The following is a 22,188-nucleotide window of genomic DNA, read 5'->3' as shown; positions in this document are numbered from 1 at the left end:
GCGTGGCGTCGAACGAGCCTGCCCTGATACCCGGACAACAGCAACAAGGGACCGGGTACCACAACCCCGAGTGGGACACCGCCGAGTGGAACATGGCCGCCGGCTGGAATCCCCCGGCCGCCGAGCAGACTCCGCCGACGAAGAACGCGATAGACGGCTGGGACACCGCGGAGTGGAACTTCGCCGCCGGCTGGGTCGAGGAAGCACTCGCCGCGGCCCCCGCCCCCGTCGCCGAACCGGTCGCCCCCTTCCAGCCGGTCGCACCCGTGCCCGAGCCGCGCAGCGCGGTCGAGGCCGCCGCCTTCGTCGACGAGGCGTACGACGCCCCCGAGGCCGGCCCCGCCCCGGACGCGGACACCCGCGACGCGTACACCACGCAGGCCTTCTCCCCGTTCGGCGAGCCCGAGCCGGCCGCCGAGCCGTGGAACCCCACCGAGGAGTCCACCGCCCCCGTCCGCGGCCGGCACCGGGTCGCCAAGCAGCGCACCCTGGGCCGCGGTTCGGCGGTCTTCGGCGTCGCGGCCGTGGCGGTGCTCGGCGTCGGCGGTGTCGCGACCGCCGAGGGCAAGAACCCGCTCCCGGTCTCCCTCCCCAACCTGCCCGAGGTGGCCAAGGTGCCCGGGCTCGGCTCTCTGCTGGACAGCCAGCCCACCGCCAAGCCCGTCGCCCAGGCCCTGACCCCGGGCGCCGGCGAGGCGCTGCGCACCCGGATCCTCGACCAGGCCCAGCAGCAGCGGAACGCCGCCGACGCGGCCGCGCGGTCCGCCGCGCAGCAGCAGGCCGCCGCCAAGGCGGCCAAGGCCGCCGCCGCGCAGCAGGTGCGCGAGGAGGCCGCGGCCAAGAGGAAGGCCGCCCAGGAGGCCGCGAAGAAGGCCGAGGCCGCGCGGCTGGCAGAGCTCGCCAAGAGCTACACCCTGCCGCTGACCTCGTACACCCTCACCGCGAGCTTCGGGCAGTCCAGCTCCCTGTGGGCCAACACCCACACCGGCCAGGACTTCGCCGCCCCGACCGGCACCCCGGCCAAGGCCATCCACAGCGGCACCATCACCTCGGCCGGCTGGGCGGGTTCGTACGGCTACCGCATCATCCTGACCCTCGACGACGGCACCGAGCTCTGGTACTGCCACCTCTCCTCGATGCTCATCACCTCGGGCAAGGTCTCCACCGGCGACACCATCGCCCGCGTCGGCGCGACCGGCAACGTCACCGGTCCGCACTTGCACATCGAGGTCCGCCCCGGCGGCGGCGACCCGATCGACCCGATGCCGTGGCTGCGCAGCATGGGCATGACCCCGTGATCCTGAGCTGACGCTCTGCGTACGGACCCCGGCGGCCTGGTGACACCCCCGACACCAGGCCGCCGGTCCGTCGTTTCCGCGCCGGTGACCTACGGGACGAGGAAGTTGTAGAGCTCCGAGACCCGCGGCGGCCCGCTCGGCTCCGGGAACCCGGACTCCTTGGCGGCGGGCATCATGATCACCAGGTAGGCCTCCAGCGCCTCCGCCGAGTTCCACACGTTCACGATCCGCAGACCGTCGTTGGTGATCACGGCGGCATGGGCCAGCAATCCGGCGGGGGGATGGTCGGGGCCGAATCCGGCGCGGTGATTGGCCTCCTCGTACTGCAGGGCCGTCACGCCCGGGAACTCGACCTCCGCCAGGACCGTCATGGGAACCTCCCGTTTCCCTCTACGCCCAATTTCCCCCGGCTGCGGAGCGCCCGCAACGGGAGACGGCCGCAACGGGAGAAGGCCGCAACGGGAGAAGGCCGCGCGCCCCGGGGACGCGCGGCGGCGCCATGGCCGGGAAAGGCGCTAGAGCGCTTCCATCCGTACGTCCGCCGCGTCGCAGGCCACCGTCTCGTCCGCGTAGACCTCGCACACCGGCCGCCCGTCGGGCGTCATGGTGTGCTCGACCTCCCACAGGCTGAGCTCCTCGCCGCTCGCGAGCAGGAACGCGTGCTCGTACAGCGTCCAGCCCACCACGCGGCCGGTCCCGATACGGGTGTGCCGGCCGGTGACGTACGCGATGTCGTGACCGACCGCCGAGCCCAGCCGGACCCGCAGGTCGTCACCGGGCGCGTCCCGGTTCTCGGCACGCCGCAGCAGCCGCCAGGCGTGCTCCGCGGAGTCCTCCCGCATGTACTGCCTCGGACCGGGCAGCGGCTCCGCACCGACCCGCGGCAGCCGGGCCAGCCACTCCGCGGCCTCCGCCTCCAGCTCCTGCGGCGCGGGCTCGCCGAAACGCAGGTCGATCACATGCTGCGCGGCGAGCAGCACCTCGGGGTCGGCGTACACCTCGTACAGCGGGTCCTCGCCGGGGCCGGTGTTGTGCTCGATCTCCCACAGCACCTGGGTGCCGCCGTCCGCGAGCAGGAACGTGTGGCGCAGCGTGCGCCGGCTCAACCGCCGTGGCGGCCCTTTGCGCTGGCGGAAGGACGCCAGCTCCGTGCAGCCCATCAGCGCGGTCTCCAGCCGCCCCAGCACGACGTCGTCGATCTCGAACGCGTTCTGCGCCCGGGCCAGCACCACCTCGACGTCCGCCGGACCTGCCCCACCTGGTCGCGCGTTCCCCATGCGGTCCTCCTGCTTACGGCATTCCCCGCGCACCATTGCTGAGCACACAGCGTAGTGGTCCGTGAGCACTCCGCGTCGGGGGTACGGGAAAAATGGTGCACCCCTACCCGTAGGAGGCGCGTAAACGGGATGGCCCCCGTGGCGTACCCCCCGATGCCACTATGCGCCCATGCGCGCGCTCTTCGTAGGCCTCTGCACACTTGACGTCATCACGCGGGTCGACCGCGTCCCCGCCCCCAACGAGAAGCTGACCGCCTCGTCCCAGCTCATCGCGGCCGGCGGGCCCGCCACCAACGCCGCGGCGACCTTCGCCCACCTCGGGGGCGAGGCCGTCCTGCTCACCGCCTTCGGCGGCCATCCGCTGTCCACGGCGATCGACGAGGACCTCGCGGCGCTCGGCGTCGCCGTCCTCAACCTCACCGCGGACTCCCCGGAGCCGCCGGCCGTCTCCACGATCCTGGTCACCGAGTCCACCGGCGACCGGGCCGTGGCCTCCCCGGCATCGGCCCAGCCGACGCCGCCGGACGACCTCGAAGCGATCGTCGCCTCCGCCGACCTCGTCCTGGTCGACGCCCACCACCCGGCGCTGGCCCTCCCGGCGGTCCGCCACGCCCGCGCCGCGGGCATCCCCACCCTGCTCGACGCCGGCAGCTGGCGCCCGGGCACGGCACCCCTGCTCCCCTACACCGACCTCGCCGTCTGCTCCGCCGACTTCCGCCCCCCGGGCACGTCGTCCCCCGCCGACGTCCTCGCCTTCCTCCGCGGCGCCGGCGTCCCCTGGCCGATCGTCACCCGCGGTCCCCTCCCCGTCCTGTGGGCCGGCGGCGAAGTCCCCGTCCCCGCCCCCACCGCCGTCGCCGACACCCTCGGCGCCGGCGACATCTTCCACGGCGCCCTCGCCCACGCCCTCCTCACCCACGTCCGCACCCGCCTCACCCCCGCCCTCCTCACCACCACCCTTCGCTCCGCGGCCACCACCGCCTCCCGCTCCTGCGCCTCCTTCGGCACGCGCGCATGGATGCGAACGTGAGGCGCGGGTGGCCCGCCTCCCTCACGACCTCCCGCTGCGCCGCCCCGCGAACCCCACGAAGATCGCCGTCGCCACCCCAAGGACCGCCCACCCCACGGCGGTCTCCGACAGCGACGTCTGCGTGTGCTTCGGCAGCAGCGACAGCCCGCCCAGCACGACGAACATCGCGCACAGGTAGCTGCCCCCCGCCGCCAGCAGCCACCGCACCAACCGTCCCTGCCGTGTACTCGACGACTTGTCGCTCATGGGGATTCCGCCTTGCTCCGTGACCTTGCTCAGGCACCGGGACTTTCCCGTCAGTGCTTCAACGCCCGCCCACAGTCCCCGACACGGGCTCACGGCGCCGTCAATTCACGGGTGTTGCTTGTGGGGTGGGGATGAATGAGGTAGCCCCGGGCCTAATTGCGTTCCTGAGCACTGTCGCGGGACGAGGTCCACCACAGGACGATCGCGCTGAGCGCTACGCCTACGATCAGGACGATCCATCCGACAGTGGCGTCCGAGAGCGAGTCCTGCACACCGCCTGGGAGCAACGCCAGGCACAGCGGTACGAAGATCGCGACGACGACGAAACTCAGGGTCACGGCCAGGAACCAGCGCACCAACCTGCTGCCTAGTGCGCTCTGAAAACCATTGCCCATTGTGCTGCTCCCGACCTGCTAGTCGATGATGTTGTGGCACTGCGTCCCGCGCCTGGTCCCTCCCGCGATGAAGTCGGCGCAGGCTTTTCCGTAGTGCTTCAACGTCCGTCGCGTCGTGTCGATGCGGCCCAGGGAGCTCATGTACGCGCACTTCGGGTGCTCAGGCCCCCGACTCGTGAGATATGTGCGGCCATCTGTGTCGGAGTAGCGCCAGTCGATCCGCCAGTTGCACCACCGGCCGCCGGCCGTGTCTGCGCCGAGAGTGTCCTGAATGGACGCCTCCTGGCGTGTGATGGTGCGGCTCGAACCCTGGATGAAGTGCCCGATGGTAGTGGCCGGGACGCAGACCTGGGTTCCCTTCATGTCGAAGCAGTAGCCCGCGACTTTTCCGTAGCCAATGGCTGAGGCCGACGCAGGTGAAGTCGACGAAATGAACAGGGCGGTCGCGCTGGTGATCACCAGCGCGACGTACCGCGCTGCAACGTTCGCTCGCTCCATGGGGACTCCTCCGATGCTCTTGAACTGCGGATGCACCGGAAACGGGAGGAGTGGATCACGGGGTACGCCGTGTTGCACGGCGGTGACACAAGGTCGCTCCGGGGAGTGGTGCAGGAACCTTCAAGCGGCAGTTCTGCAACAAGATCAGGCGACGAATTGCCGCTGGGCACATCGGCCTGGCAACGCCGCCGGGGCCGGGCGACGCGGCCATACTGGTCCCATGCCCCCGATAGCATCCTCACCGGCCGTCGCGGCGCGCATGAGCCGGCAGAGCTCTCGTGACACGGCTCAGGAACTGGCCGTTCGCCGGATACTGCACGGCAGTGGTCTGCGCTACCGGGTGCACGTCCCCGTGCCGGGCATGCCGCGCAGGAGCGTCGACATCGCTTTCGGCAAGCTGAAGATCGCGGTGTTCCTCGACGGATGCTTCTGGCACGGCTGCCCGCAGCACGCCACGAGCCCGCGCTCGAACGCCGAATGGTGGCGCGCGAAGCTAGACAAGAACATGGCACGTGACCACGAGACCACGGCCCACATGAGCGCGGCAGGGTGGACGGTCCTGAGGTTCTGGGAGCACGAACCGCCCGAAGACGTCGCACATCGAGTCGCCGACGCGGTGGCGGCCGAGCGGGCGTCCCGAATTACGTCCTGATATGACGTGCCGGGACCGAGCAGTGGACTCGTGGCCCGAACGACCCCTTCGCGGCGGGCGCGGCGCGACCCATTGGCGCAGCATGGGCGCATGAGTGCGAGCGAGACCCCGGTCACCGATGGCTTCGAGCAGGCGCTGGACGCGTTGCGGCGGGCGCCGTACGGGGTGGGGGACGAGGCGTTGTGGGAGGTGGAGGGGAGCGTGCTGTGGGAGGCGCGCATGCATTTGGAGGCGTGGGAGCGGGTGGTGCGGGGGCTGGGGGCGGGGCGGGTGACGGGGCGGCCGGAGCTGGTGTGCCGGGACGGGGTGGCCGGGTTGGCGCGGAAGCTGCCGGGGCCGGTGGCGGAGGTGTACGGGGAGGCGCTGGGGGAGGTCGACGGCCGGTACATGGAGCTGACGGTGGAGGACGACGACGCTCCGGGCGGCGGGGGCGGCTGGTGGTGGGGCCGGCGGCCGCGGGCGGGGTGGGCGTGACAGTGGGGCCGGGCACACTGGTCGTATGTGCCGAAGCATCAAGACGCTGCGTCCGCCGATGACGGCCGACGTCAGTGAAGAGGACATCAGGGCGGCCGCCCTGCAGTACGTGCGGAAGATCTCCGGGTTCCGGGCGCCGGCGGCGCACAACCGGGAGGTCTTCGAGGAGGCCGTGGACGCGGTGGCCGCGGCCACGCGGGAGTTGCTCTCCGGGATCGAGGTGCGGGGGCAGCAGACGCCGGCGTAGCGGGGCGTGTCACTCAGGGCGGGTGGGCGATTTCGGTAGGTTGTCGCCTGCTTGCATCTGTCTGTCCGTCCAACGCTCCACTGGGGTACGCCATGTCCGTTGTCCGCAAGGCCCTCGTCGTCACCGCGCTCACCGCCCTCCTGCTGGCGAGCGCGGTCGTCTGCCAGTCAGCGGCCGGGGAGTGACACGTACTGGTGCAGGCCCGGGATGGTGAGCAGGTTCGCCCGCAGGAGCTGGTTGTAGGTCACGACCTGCGTGAAGAACAGCGGGATCGGGATCGTCAGCCCGGGCGGCAGCGGGGGCGGCGTGTCCGGGGTGAAGGTGACGGGCAGCAGCCCGAGGAGGTTGCCGCTCAGCACCCGGGTCAGCAGGACGACCGGGCGGCCGGTGGCCGTCGTGGTGCTCCAGGGGCGGCCGTCGGTCTCCAGTTCGCCCTGGCAGGGCGCCCAGGGCGCGGGTTCGGGCGATACGTGGCCGATCCCGGGCAGGCCGATGTCCAGTAGCGGCAGGGCGAGGCCGGGCAGCCCGTGGAACGGCGGCGTCCAGTTCTCGGCGCGGCCGCGGGCGCAGGCCGGTGAGAGCAGGCCGGCGGTCTGGCGCAGGTTCGCGATGTCGACCCGCCAGGCGGTGAAGACCAGGACGCGCTCGGGGCCGTGCCGCGTGGGGACGCCCGTGATGCCCTGGTACGTCAGCCCGGTCAGCACCAGCAGCGGGGTCAGGACCCGGAACGGCTGCTCCGCGGCGAGGCCGGCCGGGCGGTAGCGCCCGGCGCCGATGGACAGTTCCAGCGAGACCTGCGGGAGGCACCAGGGCGAGTCCGGCGTGCTGCCGCCGATCCGGATGCGTGGTGGCAGCAGCGACAACGGCGCGTCCATGCCGCGGTCGGAGGGCAGCCGGGGCACGATCAGATCCAGCAGGCTGTCCGGGGTGATCTTGTTGCCGGACAGGATGCCGGTCGGGACGTGCGGCGGCTGCGGCCTCCTCTTCCCCGGGTCGCCGCCGCGAGCCTCCCGTCCGCGCTGCGGCGCCGCGCGCCGGGGGATCCCCTCCGCGCGCGGCGCGGGCGGCGCGGACGGCGCCGAGTGGCGCAGCCCGAGCAGGTCGGACACCGCCCCGAGCAGGCCGCCGCCCCCGGATGACGACGACGGGGAGGGCGACGGCGTCAACGAGGGCGCCGGTGCCGCCCGGCGCTGCGGCGGCACGGGGACCAGCGGGGCGGCCGGGGCATGCGGGAGGTGCGGGGCCCGCCTCGGCGCCGGCGGGCCGATGTCCAGCTTCCCGTGCACCGGCACCGGCGCCTCCAGCCCGATGCCGAGATGCAGGCCCGCCCGCGCCTCCTTGGCCGTGCCGGTGCCGTGCACGGTGGGGTGGCGTGCCTGGTAGAGCCCGTCCAGGACGCCGCAGATCGCCTCGCGCGCGCGCCGGTTCGCCTCCGCGCCGGAGGCACCCGACGTGCCGGACGGTGGCCCGTCGGCCGCGTGGTGGTCGTGCGCCGCGGGCGCCGCCATCGGCTGCAGCCCTCCGGCGAGCAGCGCGCCGCCCACCGGGATGACGCTCAGGGCCCGCAACCGCGTGACGGTGCCGGCCCGCAGGCTGCGGCTGGTCCCCGGCTGCGGCCCGGCGGGGGGCGCGGCGGGCGGCGGCTCCGGCACGTCACCCCCTGGTGCGCCCGGCCCCTCCGGGGCATCCGGCTCGCCCGGCGCCTCCGGATCGCGCGCCGGGCCCGCACCGCCCCCGCCGCCCCAGTCCGGCACCGGCCGTCCGCGGCCCCAGCGGCCGTTCCCGTCGCCGTACGGCACCCAGCTGACGGCCATCGCGCCGCCCGCCACCCCGAGCAGGAAGCCGATCAGGAAGCCGCCGAAGTTGGACAGCACCAGGGAGGCGACGGAGAAGATCAGGGTGGCGATGCCGGCGAACGTCCGGTAGTGCGGCGCGAACCACATCGTCAGGCCGAGGACGACCAGGAAGACGCCCATGAGCAGGCCGGAGACGCCCGCGATGCCCTCGTGGATCATGAGGGACAGCGGCGCGAGCGGGATGGAGAGGATCTCCAGGCCCGCGAGCAGGGTCCAGAAACCGGCCCAGAAGGGCCGGGACCGGCGCCAGTGGCGGAAGCGGGACCGGATTTTCCTCGGTGGGATCAAGGCGGCGGGCCCCCTCAGAAGCAGGAGTGGTCGCCGCGCCGCACGGTGAGGTGCAGGTCCGGCAGTCTGAACGTGGCCGCGCTGATGGAGCGCGTGGTCTGGCGGAGGTCGCCGATGACGACCGAGGAGGCCTGCTCGCCGAACGTGCCGGGGGTGCCCTGCACGCCGGGGACGCCGCGCACGGTGCCCGCGTCCTGGCCGATGTTGATGTTCTGGAAGACGGCGTCGCCCCGGAGGTCGTGGGCGTTCGCGATGAGGCGGTCGGCGTGGGCGGGCGTGGAGGTGAACCGGAGGGTGACCGGGCCCAGCAGCGGGACGTTCTGGACGACGGACTGGCACAGGTGGTGGAGGGTGGCCGAACGGATGCCGGACAGCGCTTCGGGGTAGAGCCCGTCGCGGCCCCGGTCGACGACGCCGAACTGGACGAAGCCATCCCCCTCGAGCCGGGTGGAGGCGATCTGGAAGCTCTCGCCGGCGACCGGGAAGGAGGTGGCGGAGACCCCGAAGGACGTGGCCAGCGCGCCGGAGGCCATCGTCGCGACGAGAGCGCCGGCGGTGGCGAGTGTCGGCACCATGACGAGGGCGAGCCGCTTCCAGCTGGTGCGGCCGGAGGGGCGGGCGTCAGAGGTCTGCACGCCTGGTCAACCGTCGGACTGTCTGATCGGTGGCTCGGTGCGCGGTGGCAATCACTCCGACGGCGGTACGCGCTCGCCCATTCGGGTCAGGGCGCGGCTCGGAAACAGGGCTGCGCGCCCTTCTTCACGGTCAGGTGCAGATCGTTGAGCTGGAAGGTAGCGGCGCTGATCGAACGTGTGGTCTGCCGCAGGTGGTCGATGCGGACGCTGTCGGCCTGCTGGGCGAAGGCGCCGGACGGGCCCTTGGCGCGACCGTCGCCGGGCAACTGGGCGGCGTCCGTGCCGATCTGGATGTTGTGGAACGTCGCGTCGCCCTCCAGGGCGTCCGTGTCGACGATCAGCTGGTCGGCGTGGACGGGCTTGCTGCCGCCGCCCGCCTTGATCAGCATGGTGACCTCGCCGATGCCGGGGAGGGAGCTGACCACCGACTGGCACAGGTTGTGCAGTTCCGCGGAGTTGATCGCGGAGACGGCCCCGGGGAAGTCCCCGTGGGCGGAGGAGTCGACGGCGAGGTACTGGGTGAATCCCGTGCCTTCCAGGGAGTCCGCGGCCACCTGGAAGCTCTGGCCCGACAGCGTGGCGGTCGTCGGCGATATCGCCAGGGAGACCGGTACCGCGCCGGCGCCTATCCCGGCCACGAGCGCGGCCGAGACGGCCAGTGTCGGGACGAGGGCGATCGCCATCCGTTTCCAGCTGGTCCGGCCGGAAGGGCGGTGGCGGGGGCTGGGCGAGCTGCTCGTGTGGGGGCTCACATCGTCATTGCAACCCCGGCCGGGGGCCCCGGCAACCGCAGCCGGTGAACGGCCACGGGCACGGGGGCGCCCGGGATCAGCGGTGGCGGCCGCCCTGCGAGTACGGGTAGGGGGGCGGCTGCTGCCAGTACGGGGCGGGTGCCTGAGCCGGGGCCGGGGTCTGGGCCTGGGCCTCCGGTGCCGCCGGGGAGGACTGCAGGGGCACCTGGTGTCCCCAGCCCCCCGTCGCGCCGTACGCCGCCGACCCCCATTGCGGTGCGCTCCACTGAGGCGCCCCCCACTGCGGAGCCCCGTAGGACGCGGCTCCGTACGGGGCCGCGGGGCGCTGCGCCCAGGCGTACACGGGCGGGAACGGCGGGCGGATGGTGTGGGCCGCATGGGTGAGCGCCGGCTGGGCGACGGTCTTGCGCTCCCAGAGGTGGTGCAGCAGTTCCTGCTCCCGCGCGTGGAAGTCGGGGCCGGCGGCGCCGCGGTTGGCGCGGGCCCGCAGGAAGGCCAGCGAGGTGGCGAAGGACACGTACTCGCGCACGGTACGGGCGGCGGCCGCGCCCTGTGCGCGGTGGGCGGCGGAGCGGGCCAGCGAGCGCCCTCGCATGGAGCCGATGGCGAGGGGCTCCGGCAGGGTCAGCCAGCCGGCCATGGCGTAGAGCGGGAGTTGGGTCCGGATGGTCTTGAGCTCGTGGGAACGGGACCAGATCGCGAGCCAGACCAGCAGGCCGAACAGCGGGATCATCAGCGTCGCGTACACGGCCAGGAAGCCCAGCGGGCCGAAGGAGGCGGAGCCGTTCCAGGTGCCGTGCAGCGTCATCGCGAGCAGCCAGCCGCCGATCGGGGCGAGCCAGCGGCGGGCCCGGCCGGGGCGGGAGGTGGCGGCGATGCCGAAGCCTATGCCGGTCAGCGAGGTGAAGAGCGGGTGGGCGAACGGGGTCATCACGATCCGGACCACGAACATCGCGGCGGTGGTGGGGCCGACGCCCCCGCCGCCCAGCGCCTGGTCCTCGGCGAAGCCCGAGCCGAGGTAGAGGATGTTCTCGGTGAAGGCGAAGCCGGTGGCGGTGAGCCCGGCTATGACGACTCCGTCGACGACGCCGGTGAAGTCACGGCGGCGGAAGAGGAAGAGCAGCAGGATCGCGGTGCCCTTGGCGCTCTCCTCCACGAAGGGGGCGACGAAGGTGGCGCCCCAGCTGTCGCTCTGCGCGGGGCTGGCGGTGAAGGTCGAGGCCAGCAGTTCGGTCGCGTACTCGTTGGCGAGGATGGCGACCAGTGTGGCGGCGCACGCGCCCCAGGCGAAGGCGAAGACGGCGTTCCGCAGGGGGGTGGGCTCGACCCGGTCCAGCCACAGGAAGGCGCCGCCGAGCAGCGGTACGGGCAGGATCGCCAGGGCGAGGCCGACGAGGAAGCCCTCGGTGCCCGTCTGCCGCCGCACCAGGGCCAGGATGATCACTCCGCACAGCGCGAGCACCGAGAAGAGCACCACCAGGCGCAGCGTCCGGTTCTCCCAGAAGTGGCGGCGCGGCTTGTAGTGCCACTGGCCGGGTGCGGGCAGCGCGAAACTCGGTTCGTGCCGGCGTTCCGGGTACTCGGGGACGTCCGGGTGGGCCGCCGGGCCCGGCAGGGGCGGGTCGGGCGAATGCGAGTACGAGGACACCCATCGACCTTACGGGGGAGTGGTTGCGGCGCGCGACGGTGTTACGCACAACGTCACTGGTGAGCCACAACGATCGCCCGGTGTCCGGCCGACGTCAACAGGTGCTACCGGCGGGTGAAGACCAGGTCGTTGACCACGTGGCCCTTGGCGATGCCCTGCCGCTCGAACTTGGTCATCGGCCGGTGTTCCGGGCGCGGCCGCGCGTAGCCCCTCCCATGGGCGTTGACGAGGTGGGGGTCGGCGGCGAGCACCTCGAGCATCTGCTCGGCGTACGGCTCCCAGTCGGTCGCGCAGTGCACGGTCGCGCCGGACCGCAGCCGCGTGACGGCCAGGGCCACGAACTCGGGCTGGATCATGCGGCGCTTGTGGTGCCGCGCCTTGGGCCAGGGGTCGGGGAAGAAGACCCGCAGCCCGGCCAGTGAGCCGGGGGCGAGCATGTCGCGCAGCAGGATGACGGCGTCGCCGTTGGCGACCCGGATGTTGGACAGGCCGTTCCGCTCGGCGAGGCGGATCAGGTTGCCCTGCCCGGGGGTGTGCACGTCCGCCGCGAGGATCCCGGTCCCGGGGTCGGCGGCGGCCATGGCCGCGGTGGCGTCGCCCATGCCGAAGCCGATCTCCAGGACCACCGGGCGGTCCGGGGCGAGGTCCGCGCCGGCGAAGAGTGCGCCGAGGTCCAGCGGGCTGCCGTCGATGTCGACGCCCCAGTCCGCCCAGTGCCGTTCCAGTGCCGCCTGCTGCCCGTGGGTGACCCGGCCGCGGCGGGGGTGGAAGGTGCGGATGCGCTGCTCGGTGTGCGCGTCCGGATGCGGGTGGGAGGCGGGGCCGCCCGGGAAGTGGGGGGTGTGGGGCTTGTACATGGTGGGTCGATTTTACGTGTGCCCCGCGGCCTCCAGTGCCCGCCGGGCGATCTCCCTGCCGATCGGCAGGGACGCGGTCGCGGCGGGCGACGGGGCGTTGAGCACGTGCACGAAGGGGCCGCTGCCCGCGAAGAGGAAGTCGTCGACGAGTTCCCCGTCGCGCAGCACCGCCTGCGCCCGCACACCGGCGGCGGACGGCACGAGGTCGGCGGCGGTCACCTCGGGCAGCAGCCGGCGCACCTCCTCGGTGAACGCCCGCTTCGACAGCGACCGGCGGAGTTCGCCCGCCTCGTACCGCCAGTGCCGGCGGGCGATCCGCCAAGTACCGGGGAACAGGGCGGTCTCCAGCAGGTCGCGCGCGCTGACCGTGCGCCGCCGGTAGCCCTCGCGGGCCGGGGCGGGCACCGCGTTGGGGCCGATGTGCACAGTGCCGTCGATGCCGCGGGTCAGATGGACGCCGAGGAAGGGGAACGCGGGGTCGGGCACCGGGTAGACCAGGCCGCGCACCAGCCCGGTGCGGGCCGGGGCCAGCTCGTAGTACTCGCCGCGGAACGGCACGATCCGTACCCCGGTGGTGTCGTCGCCGGCCAGCCGCGCGATCCGGTCGGACTGCAGGCCCGCGCAGTTGACGAGCACCTTCGCGCGGACCGGGGGTCCGGCGGCGGGTTCGACGATCACGGTGCCGCCGTCGCGGTGGACCGCCCGGACCTCGGCGCCGTACGCCGTGCGCGCCTCGCCGGACTCGGTGGCCAGGCGGGCCATCGCCTCGGCGACGGCGGTGTAGTCGCACACGCCGGTGGTGCCGACGTGGATCGCGGCCAGGCCCGCGACGTGCGGCTCGCGCTCGGCGATCTGGGCGGGGCCGAGTTCGCGCACCGGGATGTTGTTCGTGCGGCCGCGCTGCACCAGGGCGTGCAGCCGGGGCAGCTCCTCGCGCGTGGGGGCGACGATCAGCTTGCCGGTGACCTCGTGCGGGATGTCGTGCCGGGCGCAGAACTTCACCATCTCGGCGGCACCCTGCGTCGCGTAGCGGGCCTTGAGCGAGCCGGGGCGGTAGTAGATGCCGCTGTGGATCACGCCGCTGTTGTGGCCGGTCTGGTGCCGTGCCGGACCCGGTTCCTTGTCCAGGACGACCACGGTCGTCCGGGGCGACGCACGGGTGATCGCGTACGCGGTGGCCAGGCCGACGATGCCGGCGCCGATCACGACGACGTCCGCGGTGTCCATGCGCGCGGTCACCTCCCGCTTGAGGCTTGGCCCGCCCGCGCCCCCGTCAAACCTGTGAGGGGGCCGGTGTGACGCGGTCGTCCCGCGGACGGCGACGGCCGCCGCACCGGGACCGGTGCGGCGGCCGTCGTGACCTGCTGCGCGAGCGTCAGGCAGCCGACTTGCGGCGGACGAGGACCACGATCGCGGTGCCCAGGCCGAGTATGAGGAGCGCGGCACCGCCGATGGTCAGCGCGCCGGCGGCGCCGGTGAACGCGAGGCCGCCGCCACCGGAGTCGCCCCCGGAGGAGGCCGCACCGCTGTCGCCGGACGTCCCGCCCGAGACGGACGACCCGTCGTCGGAGGAGGACGGGCTCGGGCTCGGCGACGTGCCGCCGGAGGACGATCCGTCCGTCGACGACCCGTCGTCGTCGGCGGGGTTCAGGACGATCCACGCGGTGTTGTCGGACTGGTTGGGCTCGTGCGGGTTGTTCCAGGCCGGCAGCGTGATCTTGGCCTTGGCGTTCTCCACGACCGTGTCGATGCGCAGCTGGAACGGGAAGGAGAGCTTGGTGTTCTCCAGGAGCGGGGTGTCCACCCAGCACAGGTAGCCCTTGACACCCTCGTCGATGGTGGTGAAGCGGCAGCTGCTGGGGCTCTTGGTCACCTTGGCGCCCGCGGGCACGCCGACCGTGAAGCCGAGCGGCTCACCGCCCGAGCGCAGCGCGCTGATCCAGGCGGGGCCGTCGTTGCGGAACCCGATGTCCGCCGTCACCGTGTCGCCCACCCCGCCCCGGGCGGTGGCGCCGGTCAGCACGAGGTCGTAGGTGTTGTGGCTGGGCAGGTCCAGCTCGGTGTAGCGCGAGTAGTCACCGGCCGGGGCGCCCGGGACCTCCTTGAGGGTCAGCGGCGCGCCGGTGCCGGGCGTGTAGTCGTCCCCCGTCAGCAGGGCCTTCGCCTTCTGCGCGCTGACCGCGGAGAAGCCGTAGCCGAGGACGTCGCCGAGCGCGAAGCCGGCCGTCTTCACCTTCAGCGGCCCGGCCAGGGTGTAGGCCGTGCCGGGCTTGTAGACGCCGTCGAAGGTGCAGATCGCGTCCGTGCCCTGGTGCAGCAGCGACCCGTCGGTGGTCTGCTTGTAGGCGCAGTTGCCGAAGCTCTCGGGGAAGCTGAGCCCGCGTGAGCCGTGGAAGCGCAGCACGGCGCCGTCGGCGGACATCCCGCCGGCGTTGCGGAACCCGACCGGGGCGTCGTAGGTGTCGCCCGCGGCGAAGCCCTTGGGCTCGCTCAGGTTGTGGCCCAGGAGTTCGGGGCCGCCGACGAGCACGTCGATGGTGAGCGGCGTGAAGTCGACGCCCTCGCCCTCACCGGTGACCTTGATGGAGCCGAAGTCACCGGCCTCGCTCTGGCTGTTGAGGTCCAGCCGGATGCCGCCGAGGCGGTTGTTCAGCTCGCCGGCGTTGATGGTGTTGCCCTCGCAGACGGCGGTCAGACCGCTCGCGGCGCAGGGCAGCTTGACGGCCGCGACACCGGCGAGGGCCGTGGCGTCGATCCTGATCTTGTACTCGCCCTCGTGGACGACGGGGATCACGCCGTCGTCGCCCGGCTCGTCGTCGCCGGGCGCCGCGAGGCGCAGGGTGACCTGCGGCTCGCTCGGGTCGTCGTTGTCGCCCTGGAGCGAGAGATCGACGCGGTTCGCGCCGGTGATGCTGACCGGCAGCGGGGCGCCGTCGGCGGCGACGGCGGGCGCGGCGGCTCCGAACCCGGCGGCCAGGACAGCGACCGCCGCGAGCGCGCGCGCTGCCCGGGGGACGGAACTGCGGACGGAACGTCTCATCAACGCTTCCTTGTCGGGTCTCGGTGTCTGTCGCGTGCGCCGTCCTGGGCACACGTCCTTCAGACCTGCCGGAAACCGGCTTCGTTGTACATGGGCACGTCACAGAAACATCACAGGTCGCGGTGCGATTGCCGTGACCCGTGACCCGTGACCCGTGACCCGTGACCCGTGACCCCTGACCCGTGATCCGCGACCGGAGCAGGGAAAGCGGAAGGGCCCCACATCGTGGAGCCCCTTCGTGCCGGCCTGCCGGTGCGTCAGCGGATCACGAAGTCCGCGGTGGCGGGCGTCCCGCTCGTGCCGGTCCCGTGGCGGTCGACGGACCAGACCTCCGGCGTGCAGGGCCCGTTGCAGGGCGGCTGCCGGCCGAGCGTGCCGGTCCCGCCGTTGATCCTCTGCGGACCGGAGAAGCCGCAGGAGCCGCTGAACTCACAGTTGCAGCCGCTGAGCCTGCGGTTCTGGTCCGCGGCGGCGGGCTTCACGTCCACGACGAACGCGCCGGGACGCGGGCCGCCCAGCCTGGTGAGGGCGAGCCGCGGCGGGTTCGGGCGGGTCGTCCGGACCGGGGTCTCCCGGTCGACGGCAATGGTGGTGGAGGGCGCGCCCTCACGGCCGTCGCCGTCGAGCGAAGCGCCCCCGGCACGCGCACGAACGCGCGCCGGGGCGAGTGACGACGCCCTACGCCGGCGCCGCCAGCAGCGGGCGCGCCCGCTCCCGCAGCTCCGCGACCCGCGGCTCGTTGCCGTACGGCTCCAGCCGGTGCAGCAGGTCCCGCACGTACTCGGTGGTACGGGCCGAGGAGATCCGCCCGGCGACCTCGACCGCCTTGACGCCGGCCGCGCAGGCCGCGTCCAGGTTGCCGGACTCCAGCTCCGCGACGGCCGAGACGACCAGCCGCAGCCCGTGCGAGCGCACGAACTCCTCGGTGGGCCGGGCGAGCGCCGTCTCCGTGAACCGCCGCACCTGGCCGGGCACCTTGAGGTCGCGGTAGCACTCTGCGGCGTCCGCTGCGAGCCGGTCGTAGGAGTAGAAGCCGAGCCAGGCCGGGTCCGCGTCGCCGTCGCGGGCGCGGTCGAGCCAGGACTCGGCGGCGGCCAGCGCGGCCGCGCAGGCGTGGCTCTCCCCGGCCTTGGCGTGGGCGCGGGCCTCGACCAGGTGGAAGAACGACATCGTGCGCGCCGTGGCCAGCCCGCGGTTGCGTTCCAGGGCCGCCTGGGCGAGGTCGACACCCTCGTCGGCGAAGCCGCGGTAGGTGGCCTGCAGCGACATGGACGCCAGGACGTAGCCCCCGAGGGGGACGTCGGCCGCGGCGCGGGCGAGCCGCAGCGCCTGGATGTAGTACCGCTGCGCGGCCTCCTGCTGCCCGGTGTCGAAGGCCATCCACCCCGCCAGCCGGGTGAGTTCGGCGGTGGCGCCGAACAGCGACCGGCCGACGTCGTCGGAGTACGAGCCGAGCAGCAGCGGCGCCGCCTCGACCCGCAGGCACTCCGAGACCATGCCCGAACGCCAGTCGCCGCCCCCGTACTTGGAGTCCCAGCGGCGCGCGTCCTCCGCGGCCTCGCGGAGTTTGCCGACGTCGGAGTGGCCGACGTGGTGCATGCCCGGGGCCGGGTCCTCGCGGGCGACGCGGGCGTCGGCCGGGGTTATCAGCCAGCGGGAGGCGGGCGTGACGTACGCGCTGACCGCGAACGACCCGGCCAGGCTCTGCCAGATGCCGCCGCCGCCCGGGCCGCGCCGGCCGGGGTCGAGCTTCCACAGGTCGGTCGCGGACTTCACCGCCTCCCCGATGTCGCGCGGGAAGGCGAGGCCCACCTCGGGCGCGGGGTCGGCGTCGGCCAGGCCGATCTCGTGCAGCGGCACGGGACGGCCGAGCTTGCTGCCGATGGCGGCCGCGATGAGGTGCGGGGCGGCGCCCTGCGGGACCATGCCCTTGGCCACCCAGCGGGCGACCGAGGTCTTGTCGTACCGCAGGGTCAAACCGCGTTGGGCGCCCAGGTCGTTGACCCGGCGGGCGAGTCCCGCGTTGCTGATGCCGGCCAGGGCGAGAAGGGTGCCGAGTTTCTCGTTGGGCCCTCGGGGTTCTTTGGTCATGACCACTACCACCTCTCGCCGTAAGCGCGAGGGCCGTGTACGCCTGCCACGCCTGTCACACCCTCTCGACGCACCACAACGGCTGCCCCGGCGTCTCTTGTGGAGACGAGCGGGGACCGCCGCCGCCCGAGGGCATGCGCCGGACCCCGAGCCGCCGGGACCTTCGCTTCTCGGGTGAACCCAGGGTAGTTCTCCGCATCCCGACCGTTAAGAGCTGTTGTCCCGGATGGCGAGATTCCTGCCCTGAATGCGGCCTCGCGACTCCTGCTGGTGGCGCGTGCTACCGGCGTATGCGGCCGTGCGCCCATCCGCGCGCTCTGTGCCGATTCGTACGGTGGCGCTTCCATGGTGCCGTGGGTCGGCCCGCGGCTCTCATTTGCGGCTATGGGGGGCAGCAGCGGGCCAGGGGGCTCCGCCACCACAATCCCCGCGGGTGGCGGACCGGTCCGGGGGGCGTGCCACGCCTCCCGGACCGCGCCGCCCACATGGCGCACAACGGACGAATGCGGGCCGGTGGGACATTGGCCTGAAAATGACGTTTCAAGTCCGTCGATGCACGCGAAGTGCCTTTGATCAGCGGGGAGTTGGGTCTAAACGGCCCCTCGCCGGACCGTGCGTCGCACGGGGCCCGGCGCTCGACCATGCCCTCATGCGCCTCCTTTCGCGCCGCTCCGTGGCAGCATGTTCCCCGGACGGAGCGGCAGTTCGGCCTGCCGCGGGGGCCAGTTGTCCACGAAGAGGCCCCCCTGGTCCACAACCTGTGGAGGCGGGCGATGCGGTGGCTGGTGGGCTGGAGCAACGCCGCAGTGGGCCAGGTCCCCGGGGCGCGCGGCCGCACGCTGCTTCCGGTGGGCGCCCAACTCCTGTGGAGTGACCCCGATCCGCTGTGGGCCGTGGGCGACTGGCGCGCCGACGAGGTGCGCCTGGTGCACGCCGAGAACGGCTCCGTCGCCCGGCTGGCCGTGCTGGGCCGTTGCGCCGCCTCCGACGCCGACCTGCGGGTCGGGCTCTTCGCGGCGCGCGGCGGCGCGCTGCGCCATCTGACGACCTGGGCCGGCAGCTACACGTGTGTCCTGCAGATAGGGCGCCGGATCACCGTGCTCGGCGATCTCGCCGGCGCCCGGCCGGTGTTCCACACGCGGTGGGCGCGCGGCACCGCGTACGCCACGGCCGCGCTTCCGCTGGCCGACCTGACCGAGGCCGCGCTCGACGTGACGTACCTGGCGGCACTGCTCGCCTGCCCGGACTCCCCCGAGGCGCTGGGCGACGGCACGCCGTACGCGGGCGTGCGCCGGGTGCCGCCGGGGCACGCGCTGATCCTGCGGGAGGCGGTGCCCGAGGTGAGCGGTTACGAGCCGACGGCCTCGCTGGCGGTGGCCGGGACTCCCGCCGCCCATGTGCCGCCGGAGCGCGCGATCGCCGGTGTACGGGACGCCCTGGTGGACGCGGTGCGCGCCCGGCTGACGCAGCCCCGCTTCGTACCGGAGCCCGGGGAGGAACCGGCGCCCGGCGTGGGCTCCGACCTGTCCGGCGGCAGCGCCTCCTCCACGCTCGCCCTGCTGGCGGCGGGACTGCCCGGTATGCCCGGCACACCGCTGGGGCACGGCGCGGCGGCCGGCCAGCGGCTGCTCGCGGTGACCTTCAACGACCTCACCGCGGGCGGCGGTCCGGCCCGCGAGGCCGAACTGGAGCGGGCCCGCGCCCTGGCCGCCGACCCGCGCCTGCACCATGTGGTCGTGCCCGGTGGCGCGCGGGCGCTGCCCTACGCCGACCTCGAGGCCGTCCCCCTGACCGACGAGCCCGGGCCCTCCCTGGTGGCCGCCGGACGGCACCGGCTGCGCCTCGCGGCGGGCGGCGCCGACCACCTCGTCGGGCACGGCGCCCGCCAGGTGCTGGACGCGCACCCGGCGCGCCTGGCCGACCTGCTGCTGGACCGGCGCCGCCGCAGCCTGCTGAGACCCGTCACGGCCCTCGCCCGCGCCGACGGGCCCGCGGGCCGCTCGGTGTTCGTACCGTTCACTGTCTACCGCGCGGCACGGCGGCTGGCCCGCACGAGTTATCAACAGGGTGTGCAGAACGCGGCCGCGCAACTGATGGCGCGCCGCTTCGACGAGCACGCCGGCCCCCTCCAGGCCTCCCTGGCGGCGCTCGCCTGGTGCCGTCCGGGCCCGGCGGCACGCTGGCTCACCGGCGAGGCGCTGGCTGAAGTATCGGTTCGCCTGCAGGAGGCGGCGGCCCGTCCCCGTACCGCGGTCGAACGCCCCGGTGAGCGCCGCGCGCAGGCCGCGCTCGCCCGGCACGCCGCCGACCACCGCGTCTTCGAGCAGGCCGCGGAGGTGCGCAGCCAGCGGATCCACGCCCCCTTTCTCGACAACCAGGTCGTCCGCGCCTGCCGCGCGCTCCCCGAGACCCTGCGCGTCCAGCCCGGTGCCCGCGCCACGGTGCTGCGCTCGGTCCTGGAGGGCGCGGGCATCCGCGACCTCCCCCCGGGCTGGGGCGCCAACTCCCAGGTCTCCGCGGCCGCCGCCGCCCGCACCGGCCTGCGCGCCTCCGTCGACGGCCTCCTCGACCTCTTCGACGCCCCGCTGCTCGCGGACGCCGGCCTCGTCGAGGCGCGTGTCGTCCGCGCCGCCCTGCGCGCGGCCGCCGGCGGGGAACCCGTCGCCACCGACGGCCTCGCCGAACTGGTCGCCACCGAGGTGTGGTTGCGACGCCTCCTCGCCCGCCGCGGCTCCTGCTGGACCGGCACCGACGCCCCCGCGCAGCGCGCCGTGGCGGGCGGCGTGCACCGCCTCACGATCTGAGCCCGGCCTCGGCCTCGCGGCGTCCGGCTACCGGCCGGGAAGCGACCGGGGGAGCCCGAACGAGGGCAGCACGCTGTTCTCGAACCGGGTCATGGCACAGACCCGTCCACCGGCGAGGGTGAGCACGATGAGGCCGGTTCCGTGGCGGGCGCCGTCAGGGGCGCGCAGGTACGCCCCGAACGCCGGCTGGCCGTTGGCCCGCGTCGGGACGAGCTCGAACCTGCGGCTCGCGCCGAAGAGGCGGCTCATGAAGCCGATCACGACCTCCCGGCCCTCGTACTCGAACGGCATCGGTGGCATCGACATGAAGACGTCGTCCGTCAACAGGCCTACCAGGGCGTCGAGATCGGCGTCCTCGTACGCCTGGACGAACCTCGCCACGATGGCGTCCTCGGCCGGTGAGCCGCAGGCGGCGGCCGCCTCACGGCCGGCCGACGCCGACCGCCGGCGCTCCAGGCCGACACGGGCTCGCTTCAGCGCGCTGTTGACCGAGTCGACGGTCGAGTCCAGCATCCCCGCGACCTCGTTCGCGTGGAATCCGAGGACGTCACGCAGGATGAGGACGGCGATCTGGCGCGGTGGGAGCACCTGCAGGGCGGTCACGAAGGCCAAGGAGACGGATTCGGTCCGCTCGTAGCGGGCCTCGGGGCCCAGTGGCACGTCGCCGACGCCCCCCAACAGGCTGTCGGGAAACGGCTCGAGCCAAACGACCTCGCCGAGCCGGGTGGGGCGCGGCTGCTCGACGTGGGGCACGTCCCACTCCTTGGGAGGCCGTCGGCTCGCCGCACGGCGCGCGTTGAGACATCGGTTGGTGGCGATGCGGTAGAGCCAGGTGCGCAGGGAGGCACGCTCCTCGAACCCGGCGAGGCCCTGCCAGGCCGCCAGCAGGGTGTCCTGGAGTACCTCTTCGGCATCCTGGAAGGAACCGAGCATCCGGTAGCAGTGCACCTGCAGCTCCCGGTGGTACGGCTCGGTCAGTTCGCGGAACGCGTCGCCGTCCCCGGCCCGCGCCTTCGCGATCAGTTCTGCTGTCACGACCCTCACCGTCACGCCACCCTCTTCCCGCTCGTTGTCGCCCGCCCACCGGGATACGGACACCGGCGGGCCCGCGAACTGGGCGGCCGGCGGGCGCCCGTTTTCCGGGCGGCGCGGTGTCTGCATCGTCGTCGGATTCACCCGGGCACAGAGGGGAACCAGAAAATGATCCTGCAGGACAAGGTCGCGGTGGTCTACGGAGCCGGCGGCGCGATCGGCGGCGCCGTCGCACGGGCCTTCGCGGACGAGGGGGCCAGGGTCTTCCTCACCGGACGCCTCCAGGCACCCGTCGACGTCGTCGCGAAGGACATCGTCACCTCCGGCGGATCCGCCGAGGCGGCCGAGGTCGACGCCCTCGACGAGCAGGCCGTGGACAGGCACCTGAGGTCCGTGATCGGCACGGCGGGCCGCGTCGACATCTCCTTCAACGCGGTCGGCATTCCGGACACGGGGATTCTGGGTGTACCCCTGACCGAGATGGACGCCGCGCTTTTCGCCCTTCCGATCACCGCCTACACCACGTCGTACTTCCTGACCGCACGCCTGGCGGCACGGCACATGATCCCGAACGCGTCGGGGGTGATCATGACCGTCACCGCACTTCCGGCGCGAATGGGCTCCCCGTTGAACGGGGGATACGGTCCGGCGCAGGCCGCGAAGGAGGCGCTCACGCGCGACCTGTCGTACGAACTCGCCCCTCAGGGCATTCGCGTGGTCGGCCTGAGGCCCCACGGCATCCCCGAGACCGGCACGATGGCGGAGGTCTTCGACGTCAAGGCCAAAGGCGTCATGACGTGGGAGCAGTTCCAGGGCCACTTGGCGGGCGGCACCCACCCGCGGCGGGTCATGACGCTCGAAGAGGTGGCCGGCACGGCAGCCTTCATGGCGTCCGACAAGGCGAGCGGGATGACGGGGACCATCGTCAACCTGACCATGGGCGGCCTGGACGACTAGCGTCTTCGGTGCAAGGGCGCACCGCATGACACCTCGTGACGCCGAGGCGGGCCCTGCACACGGGATATGACGCAACGTCACACGCGGGAGCGACCCCTGGCGCCCGCCATG

The 22,188-nt window shown here is 73.3% G+C and carries 22 protein-coding genes; 7 read left to right on the top strand and 15 right to left on the bottom strand.

Features of this window, described 5'->3' with window-relative positions; translation table 11 throughout:
• The first annotated feature begins 2 nt into the window (after nt 1–2).
• Entirely contained in the window at nt 3–1,298 is a 1,296-nt protein-coding gene (locus ACFYXS_RS18550) for a M23 family metallopeptidase (RefSeq protein WP_389249297.1), read from the top strand.
• A gap of 89 nt (nt 1,299–1,387) precedes the next feature.
• Here ACFYXS_RS18550 and ACFYXS_RS18545 read toward each other — a convergent pair whose 3' ends face one another.
• Both ACFYXS_RS18545 and ACFYXS_RS18540 read right to left on the bottom strand, forming a co-directional pair.
• Nucleotides 1,388–1,669 (bottom strand): hypothetical protein, encoded by a 282-nt coding sequence (locus ACFYXS_RS18545; RefSeq protein WP_389249295.1) that lies wholly within the window; start codon nt 1,667–1,669, stop codon nt 1,388–1,390.
• 144 nt (nt 1,670–1,813) lie between these two features.
• Nucleotides 1,814–2,575, bottom strand: coding sequence for a DUF6227 family protein (locus ACFYXS_RS18540; RefSeq protein WP_389249293.1), 762 nt, complete (start codon nt 2,573–2,575; stop codon nt 1,814–1,816).
• Nucleotides 2,576–2,744: 169 nt separating this feature from the next.
• On the opposite strand from ACFYXS_RS18540, the gene ACFYXS_RS18535 reads away from it, so the two are divergent.
• The gene (locus tag ACFYXS_RS18535) at nt 2,745–3,605 is read left to right on the top strand and encodes a PfkB family carbohydrate kinase (protein ID WP_389249291.1); all 861 of its coding nucleotides are present in this window, start codon (nt 2,745–2,747) and stop codon (nt 3,603–3,605) included.
• 21 nt (nt 3,606–3,626) lie between these two features.
• Here ACFYXS_RS18535 and ACFYXS_RS18530 read toward each other — a convergent pair whose 3' ends face one another.
• The 3 genes from ACFYXS_RS18530 to ACFYXS_RS18520 form a co-directional block, all read right to left on the bottom strand.
• On the bottom strand, nt 3,627–3,851 hold the full coding sequence (locus ACFYXS_RS18530) for a hypothetical protein (protein WP_389249289.1): 225 nt from the start codon (nt 3,849–3,851) through the stop codon (nt 3,627–3,629).
• A gap of 152 nt (nt 3,852–4,003) precedes the next feature.
• Nucleotides 4,004–4,207 (bottom strand): hypothetical protein, encoded by a 204-nt coding sequence (locus tag ACFYXS_RS18525; protein WP_389249287.1) that lies wholly within the window; start codon nt 4,205–4,207, stop codon nt 4,004–4,006.
• 57 nt (nt 4,208–4,264) lie between these two features.
• Nucleotides 4,265–4,744, bottom strand: a complete 480-nt coding sequence (locus ACFYXS_RS18520) for a hypothetical protein (RefSeq protein ID WP_389249285.1) — start codon at nt 4,742–4,744, stop codon at nt 4,265–4,267.
• A 220-nt stretch (nt 4,745–4,964) separates the two neighbouring features.
• Here ACFYXS_RS18520 and ACFYXS_RS18515 point away from each other — a divergent pair, with 220 nt between their 5' ends.
• From ACFYXS_RS18515 to ACFYXS_RS18505, 3 genes are all read left to right on the top strand, one after another.
• Nucleotides 4,965–5,396: a very short patch repair endonuclease gene (locus ACFYXS_RS18515; RefSeq protein ID WP_389249283.1), complete on the top strand. Its 432-nt coding sequence runs from the start codon at nt 4,965–4,967 to the stop codon at nt 5,394–5,396.
• A gap of 90 nt (nt 5,397–5,486) precedes the next feature.
• A complete protein-coding gene (locus ACFYXS_RS18510; protein WP_389249280.1) occupies nt 5,487–5,870 on the top strand; it encodes a hypothetical protein in 384 nt (127 codons plus the stop codon).
• Nucleotides 5,871–5,895: 25 nt separating this feature from the next.
• Nucleotides 5,896–6,117, top strand: coding sequence for a DUF2277 domain-containing protein (locus tag ACFYXS_RS18505; protein WP_389249278.1), 222 nt, complete (start codon nt 5,896–5,898; stop codon nt 6,115–6,117).
• Between the two features lie 167 nt (nt 6,118–6,284).
• On the opposite strand, the gene ACFYXS_RS18500 is transcribed toward ACFYXS_RS18505, so the two are convergent.
• From ACFYXS_RS18500 to ACFYXS_RS18460, 9 genes are all read right to left on the bottom strand, one after another.
• A complete protein-coding gene (locus ACFYXS_RS18500) occupies nt 6,285–8,261 on the bottom strand; it encodes a DUF6114 domain-containing protein (protein WP_389249276.1) in 1,977 nt (658 codons plus the stop codon).
• A gap of 14 nt (nt 8,262–8,275) precedes the next feature.
• Nucleotides 8,276–8,896, bottom strand: coding sequence for a DUF6230 family protein (locus ACFYXS_RS18495; protein ID WP_389249274.1), 621 nt, complete (start codon nt 8,894–8,896; stop codon nt 8,276–8,278).
• 86 nt (nt 8,897–8,982) lie between these two features.
• The gene (locus ACFYXS_RS18490; RefSeq protein ID WP_389249272.1) at nt 8,983–9,579 is read right to left on the bottom strand and encodes a DUF6230 family protein; all 597 of its coding nucleotides are present in this window, start codon (nt 9,577–9,579) and stop codon (nt 8,983–8,985) included.
• 145 nt (nt 9,580–9,724) lie between these two features.
• Nucleotides 9,725–11,296, bottom strand: a complete 1,572-nt coding sequence (locus tag ACFYXS_RS18485) for a PrsW family intramembrane metalloprotease (protein ID WP_389249270.1) — start codon at nt 11,294–11,296, stop codon at nt 9,725–9,727.
• 104 nt (nt 11,297–11,400) lie between these two features.
• Nucleotides 11,401–12,153: a tRNA (guanosine(46)-N7)-methyltransferase TrmB gene (gene trmB, locus ACFYXS_RS18480; RefSeq protein WP_389249268.1), complete on the bottom strand. Its 753-nt coding sequence runs from the start codon at nt 12,151–12,153 to the stop codon at nt 11,401–11,403.
• Between the two features lie 12 nt (nt 12,154–12,165).
• The gene (gene lhgO / locus ACFYXS_RS18475; RefSeq protein WP_389249266.1) at nt 12,166–13,380 is read right to left on the bottom strand and encodes an L-2-hydroxyglutarate oxidase; all 1,215 of its coding nucleotides are present in this window, start codon (nt 13,378–13,380) and stop codon (nt 12,166–12,168) included.
• 148 nt (nt 13,381–13,528) lie between these two features.
• Nucleotides 13,529–15,193, bottom strand: coding sequence for a hypothetical protein (locus ACFYXS_RS18470; RefSeq protein WP_389249264.1), 1,665 nt, complete (start codon nt 15,191–15,193; stop codon nt 13,529–13,531).
• Between the two features lie 257 nt (nt 15,194–15,450).
• A complete protein-coding gene (locus ACFYXS_RS18465; RefSeq protein WP_389249262.1) occupies nt 15,451–15,681 on the bottom strand; it encodes a hypothetical protein in 231 nt (76 codons plus the stop codon).
• Nucleotides 15,682–15,871: 190 nt separating this feature from the next.
• Nucleotides 15,872–17,284 (bottom strand): MFS transporter, encoded by a 1,413-nt coding sequence (locus tag ACFYXS_RS18460; RefSeq protein ID WP_389249260.1) that lies wholly within the window; start codon nt 17,282–17,284, stop codon nt 15,872–15,874.
• Nucleotides 17,285–18,057: 773 nt separating this feature from the next.
• Here ACFYXS_RS18460 and ACFYXS_RS18455 point away from each other — a divergent pair.
• Nucleotides 18,058–20,088 carry an asparagine synthase-related protein gene (locus ACFYXS_RS18455; protein WP_389249258.1) on the top strand — a complete coding sequence of 677 codons (2,031 nt, stop codon included), beginning with the start codon at nt 18,058–18,060 and terminating at the stop codon, nt 20,086–20,088.
• A 27-nt stretch (nt 20,089–20,115) separates the two neighbouring features.
• Here the strand turns inward: ACFYXS_RS18455 and ACFYXS_RS18450 are convergent, their stop codons facing one another.
• Nucleotides 20,116–21,123 carry a sigma-70 family RNA polymerase sigma factor gene (locus ACFYXS_RS18450; protein ID WP_389249256.1) on the bottom strand — a complete coding sequence of 336 codons (1,008 nt, stop codon included), beginning with the start codon at nt 21,121–21,123 and terminating at the stop codon, nt 20,116–20,118.
• Nucleotides 21,124–21,288: 165 nt separating this feature from the next.
• On the opposite strand from ACFYXS_RS18450, the gene ACFYXS_RS18445 reads away from it, so the two are divergent.
• Nucleotides 21,289–22,077 (top strand): SDR family NAD(P)-dependent oxidoreductase, encoded by a 789-nt coding sequence (locus ACFYXS_RS18445; RefSeq protein ID WP_389249254.1) that lies wholly within the window; start codon nt 21,289–21,291, stop codon nt 22,075–22,077.
• Nucleotides 22,078–22,188 lie beyond the last annotated feature (111 nt).

Origin of the sequence: Streptomyces sp. NPDC002574 (genome assembly GCF_042889545.1) — a bacterium.
Taxonomy (GTDB): Bacteria; Actinomycetota; Actinomycetes; order Streptomycetales; family Streptomycetaceae; genus Actinacidiphila.
The sequence above is the reverse complement of the archived record's forward strand: the minus strand, read 5'-3'. Positions and strand labels throughout refer to the sequence as shown.

What these genes read in the sequence shown, in the direction of transcription:
- ACFYXS_RS18545 (WP_389249295.1), bottom strand. Translation starts at nt 1,669, where the DNA reads ATGACGGTCCTGGCGGAGGTCGAGTTCCCGGGCGTGACGGCCCTGCAG.
- ACFYXS_RS18540 (WP_389249293.1), bottom strand. Translation starts at nt 2,575, where the DNA reads ATGGGGAACGCGCGACCAGGTGGGGCAGGTCCGGCGGACGTCGAGGTG.
- ACFYXS_RS18535 (WP_389249291.1), top strand. Translation starts at nt 2,745, where the DNA reads ATGCGCGCGCTCTTCGTAGGCCTCTGCACACTTGACGTCATCACGCGG.
- ACFYXS_RS18530 (WP_389249289.1), bottom strand. Translation starts at nt 3,851, where the DNA reads ATGAGCGACAAGTCGTCGAGTACACGGCAGGGACGGTTGGTGCGGTGG.
- ACFYXS_RS18520 (WP_389249285.1), bottom strand. Translation starts at nt 4,744, where the DNA reads ATGGAGCGAGCGAACGTTGCAGCGCGGTACGTCGCGCTGGTGATCACC.
- ACFYXS_RS18515 (WP_389249283.1), top strand. Translation starts at nt 4,965, where the DNA reads ATGCCCCCGATAGCATCCTCACCGGCCGTCGCGGCGCGCATGAGCCGG.
- ACFYXS_RS18510 (WP_389249280.1), top strand. Translation starts at nt 5,487, where the DNA reads ATGAGTGCGAGCGAGACCCCGGTCACCGATGGCTTCGAGCAGGCGCTG.
- ACFYXS_RS18505 (WP_389249278.1), top strand. Translation starts at nt 5,896, where the DNA reads ATGTGCCGAAGCATCAAGACGCTGCGTCCGCCGATGACGGCCGACGTC.
- ACFYXS_RS18490 (WP_389249272.1), bottom strand. Translation starts at nt 9,579, where the DNA reads ATGGCGATCGCCCTCGTCCCGACACTGGCCGTCTCGGCCGCGCTCGTG.
- trmB (WP_389249268.1), bottom strand. Translation starts at nt 12,153, where the DNA reads ATGTACAAGCCCCACACCCCCCACTTCCCGGGCGGCCCCGCCTCCCAC.
- lhgO (WP_389249266.1), bottom strand. Translation starts at nt 13,380, where the DNA reads ATGGACACCGCGGACGTCGTCGTGATCGGCGCCGGCATCGTCGGCCTG.
- ACFYXS_RS18470 (WP_389249264.1), bottom strand. Translation starts at nt 15,193, where the DNA reads ATGAGACGTTCCGTCCGCAGTTCCGTCCCCCGGGCAGCGCGCGCGCTC.
- ACFYXS_RS18460 (WP_389249260.1), bottom strand. Translation starts at nt 17,284, where the DNA reads ATGACCAAAGAACCCCGAGGGCCCAACGAGAAACTCGGCACCCTTCTC.
- ACFYXS_RS18455 (WP_389249258.1), top strand. Translation starts at nt 18,058, where the DNA reads ATGCGGTGGCTGGTGGGCTGGAGCAACGCCGCAGTGGGCCAGGTCCCC.
- ACFYXS_RS18445 (WP_389249254.1), top strand. Translation starts at nt 21,289, where the DNA reads ATGATCCTGCAGGACAAGGTCGCGGTGGTCTACGGAGCCGGCGGCGCG.